The sequence below is a fragment of the Shewanella sp. 10N.286.45.A1 genome (assembly GCF_041470405.1).
Lineage (GTDB): Bacteria > Pseudomonadota > Gammaproteobacteria > Enterobacterales > Shewanellaceae > Shewanella.
In genome coordinates this window covers 1-3,836 of sequence record NZ_JBFRMK010000409.1, presented here as the reverse complement: position 1 = coordinate 3,836, position 3,836 = coordinate 1, and the positions used below count along the sequence as shown (strand labels likewise).

Sequence of the window (3,836 nt, the reverse complement as noted above, 5' to 3'; positions counted from 1 at the left end):
AAGCCGCACTACGTGAGCCTCTCTGTCTTTCCGCTTCTGCTTTGCATTGGCTTAAAAGCGAATAACCATTTCTTTACCAATGCGTTTTGAATTGAAAAGATTGAGGGCTCTGAACGGGTCAAATACTTAATGCAATTGCTATAACAGCCTAGCAATTAAATGTAATCCAATAAAAAAGGAGCCGTAGCTCCTTGATTAACATTATCGTTCTATCTTGGTGATGGCACCGCTTTCATGAGCACTTCAGTCGTGAACTTGTCATTGTTGATGACAGGGAAGCGATCATAAGTTTGGAAAATAACCTGGCCTTTATACTTAATCATCGCGACAACACCATAGTTAATAGCACTATCAATAGTATCTGCTGGTAACAGAAACTTAAAAGGCACTGGTGCTCTAACTATATCAAAACTTTTCTGGGCAATGATGGAGCCTGGAGTATCAAAATCGATGATTGCTATTGTAATAGAGCTCCCCTGCGGTAGCGCTATTTTCTCTAAGTAACCCGCTGCACCATTGACCATAACAGGTGGCACATCTTCAACAGTTACACAGCCCGTTAATGCGATTAAGCACAATAAAACAGTCCACTTCTTTAATGCAGTAATCATTGTCTCTTCCTGAATATCATATTGTTAACTTCTGTAATTATTTATCTTTACTGGTCATACGAATAAGACCTTCTTGGGTGGCTGATGCAACTAATTGCCCCTGCTGATTGAAAAACTTTCCAGTAACAAAGCCACGCCCACCACTCGCATTCGGGCTTTCAATACTATAAAGCAGCCATTGGCTTAAATCGAACGGTCGGTGAAACCACATCGCATGATCGATAGTCGCCATCCGCATCCCTGGCGTTAAAAAAGATACGCCGTGGGGTTGTGCTGCTGTCACTAGAAAATTAAAGTCCGATGCATAAGCTAAAAGGTAATCATGTACACAGAGATTCTCTGGCACCTTTCCGTTTGCTCTGATCCAAACATGACGCACTGGTTCAGTCACTTTGGGGGCCATTGGGTTACACGGGTCAACTAAACGCATCTCTATTGGCGTGTCAGCCATGAACTTTTCAAGCATTTTGGCTGGCACTTTATCTTGCAATGTCATCGCCAGCTCTTGCTGATTAAGTAACCCTTCAGGACCTTCAACCTCAGGCATTTTAGCTTGATGATCGTAACCTTCTTCAAATACTTGAAAAGAACAGGTCATATAAAATATAGGTCGGCCTTTCTGAATGGCTTTGACTCTACGAGCACTGAAGCTGCCACCATCACGCATTATTTCAACGTCATAGATAATCGGTAGTTTTTCATCACCGGCACGTAAGAAATAGGAGTGTAAGGAGTGCACCTTGCGATCAGGAGAAACGGTCTGTTTGGCTGCGCTTAACGCTTGCCCCATAACTTGACCACCAAAAACGTGACCAAAACCGAGATCTTGGCTTTGGCCTCGAAATAACCCTTCCTCAATTTTTTCTAAGGAAAGTAGCGCGAGAAGATCATCTAATACTTGACTCATCGGAACCTAAAAGTTGAGACTATTAGCGCTAGCTTAACTCAAGTTCGCCTCGCCTCGCTAGTTTTACTCTAACTCAATATCACGCTGTTCCGCAGAAGCTTTAGCCCAAGCAAGCACTTGTGCTTCCCCCGATGATCGACTGCGATAAGGCTTCGCCCGATGGATATCCCCCCAACGGCTATGGATCACCTCTGGTGTGCACTCTTCAGCGGTAAAGCGACTGCCGGAAAACTCGATAATTTCAGCCTGACTGATCCCCCCTGCAGCGGCCAGTATATGTTTGCCTGACGGGCTTTTACTACTGCATAAATAGAGCACTGCCGATAGTACGGTTGTCTTTGAGAATAGAGGTCTAACGGTAGGTGCTAAATGTTCTGCTGTCATTTGAGTAACCGCGTGGGGCGTAATAGTATTGACCGCAATATCGAACTCTTGCCCTTCTAAGTGAAGACTATTGACCAACCCTATCAAGGCCATCTTGCTGGCGCTAAAGCTTGTTTCATAGACATCGCCAAAAATTGAACTGGCACAGGTCATAATAATACGGCCGTAACCACTGCGCTTCATGCTTGGCCACACAGCTTTAGTCAGGTTAAAACTACCGTTTACATCAACATCAAATTGACGCTTCCAAGTAGATTCACTTAACTGTTCAAAGGGACACGGGTGATGAATACCCGCATTATTGATTAGAATATCAACTTTCCCCCAGGTTGATATCACTTCATCAACCATGCCGTTTACAGCTGCAGAATCACTGATGTCGAGGCAGTAAAGTTGAACTTCCCCGCCTAAAGTGATGATGGCATTGGCACAACTGCGTAATCCAGAGTCTTTAGCTGATAGTGGTTCATTATCAATAATAACCACCTTTGCACCACGCTCTGCTAAAGCGATTGCATAAGCTCGTCCTAAACCCGCCGCAGCGCCCGTAACAATGGCAACTTGCTCTTCAAAACGCATGTCCTAGCCCTCAAACATCTAAATTTTGGTTTCACACTCAAGCGGCTTCAATACACTAGATTGGCAGTGCTACGAAGATACGAGATCTTTATGAGACTCGTAATCACTTTCGATATCTTAAAATTTGCAGTTACAACCGATTTGGACGTAGGCCACTTCCCTGTAACACAAACAATGGCTTAAAGTATTCAGAAACGAATGCTGAACAAGTATATTTAAGCACGTTGCTCAATATTGCATACAATACTAGGGCACAAGTGTGCGCTAGCTCTAAAATTTCAAATGGCTAAGCAGACCAGAGCCTTAAGTTGACAATAATGTTAACTTGGACGTAATTGCTGACAAAAAATCCACTTTTTAGATGCCGCTAATCTTGCTATCATATGTGATATACCTCCTTTTGTTACATTGCAATCAGTCGATGTATCTCTTTGTAAAGTAAAAATAAATAATGAATCCTTGGATATTAGCAATACGCCCTCGTACTTTACCTGCGGCTATAGGACCTCTTTTGGTCGGCAATGTTCTAGCGTTACAGCTAGAGCAGTTCAGTTGGTTTATCGCGATAACATCGATGCTTTGTGCTGTACTATTGCAGGTCGCAGTTAACTTAGCCAATGACTATTTTGATTATAAAAGCGGTGTGGATACTGATGAACGTCTAGGGCCCGTTAGAGTCACTCAAAGTGGCATGTTGTCGCCAAATGCAGTACGTAATGCGATGGCTTTATGTCTGATACTTGCATTGGTTGTGGGATCGTTCTTAATCGCGCATGGTGGTTGGCCAATAGCATTTCTTGCGGTGGCTGCAATATTAGGTGCTTTAGGTTATAGCGGCGGTCCCTACCCTCTTGCCTCCCATGGTTTAGGTGAAGTCGCTGCATTCGTCTTTTTCGGACTGGTTGCTGTAGTTGGCAGTTACTTTCTACAAGCAGCTGAAACCAGCAGCAGTGCTTGGTTGCTCGGTTCTGCCATTGGCTTCTTAAATGCAGCCATCATGCTGGTCAATAACACCCGAGATATGGAGACTGACATTAAGGCCGGTAAAAAGACTTTGGCAGTGCGCCTTGGTTTAGCCCAAGCGCGTATTTTTTATCAAAGCTTTGTCTATATGCCTTTTGCAATCATAATCACTGGCTTTTTAATGGGTGTACTGCCTGGTATGCCAGTGCTACTCGCCGGGTTAGCTTTTATCTTAGCCCGCACTTTGTGTAGAGACTTTAACGAGGTGACAGGCGCAGCGCTTAATCCTTTACTTGGTCGTACGGCAAAACTCACGATGATCTTCAGTGCCTTATTTAGCATCGGACTAATCATTGATTTGCTTATACCAATTAGTATAAAGATTTGATCGC

General features: G+C 43.7%; 4 protein-coding genes. 1 reads left to right on the top strand and 3 read right to left on the bottom strand.

What is annotated here, in order from left to right:
- Positions 1–209: 209 nt before the first annotated feature.
- The 3 genes from AB4238_RS22055 to AB4238_RS22045 all read right to left on the bottom strand — a co-directional run bounded on the left by AB4238_RS22055 (position 210) and on the right by AB4238_RS22045 (position 2,481).
- Positions 210–611: a YbaY family lipoprotein gene (locus AB4238_RS22055; protein WP_372035739.1), complete on the bottom strand. Its 402-nt coding sequence runs from the start codon at positions 609–611 to the stop codon at positions 210–212.
- 37 nt (positions 612–648) lie between these two features.
- A complete protein-coding gene (gene tesB, locus AB4238_RS22050; protein ID WP_372035737.1) occupies positions 649–1,518 on the bottom strand; it encodes an acyl-CoA thioesterase II in 870 nt (289 codons plus the stop codon).
- Positions 1,519–1,581: 63 nt separating this feature from the next.
- The gene (locus AB4238_RS22045) at positions 1,582–2,481 is read right to left on the bottom strand and encodes an SDR family NAD(P)-dependent oxidoreductase (RefSeq protein ID WP_372035735.1); all 900 of its coding nucleotides are present in this window, start codon (positions 2,479–2,481) and stop codon (positions 1,582–1,584) included.
- Between the two features lie 451 nt (positions 2,482–2,932).
- Between AB4238_RS22045 and AB4238_RS22040 the strand changes: the two genes are divergently transcribed.
- Positions 2,933–3,832, top strand: coding sequence for a 1,4-dihydroxy-2-naphthoate polyprenyltransferase (locus AB4238_RS22040; RefSeq protein ID WP_372035734.1), 900 nt, complete (start codon positions 2,933–2,935; stop codon positions 3,830–3,832).
- Positions 3,833–3,836: the final 4 nt, after the last annotated feature.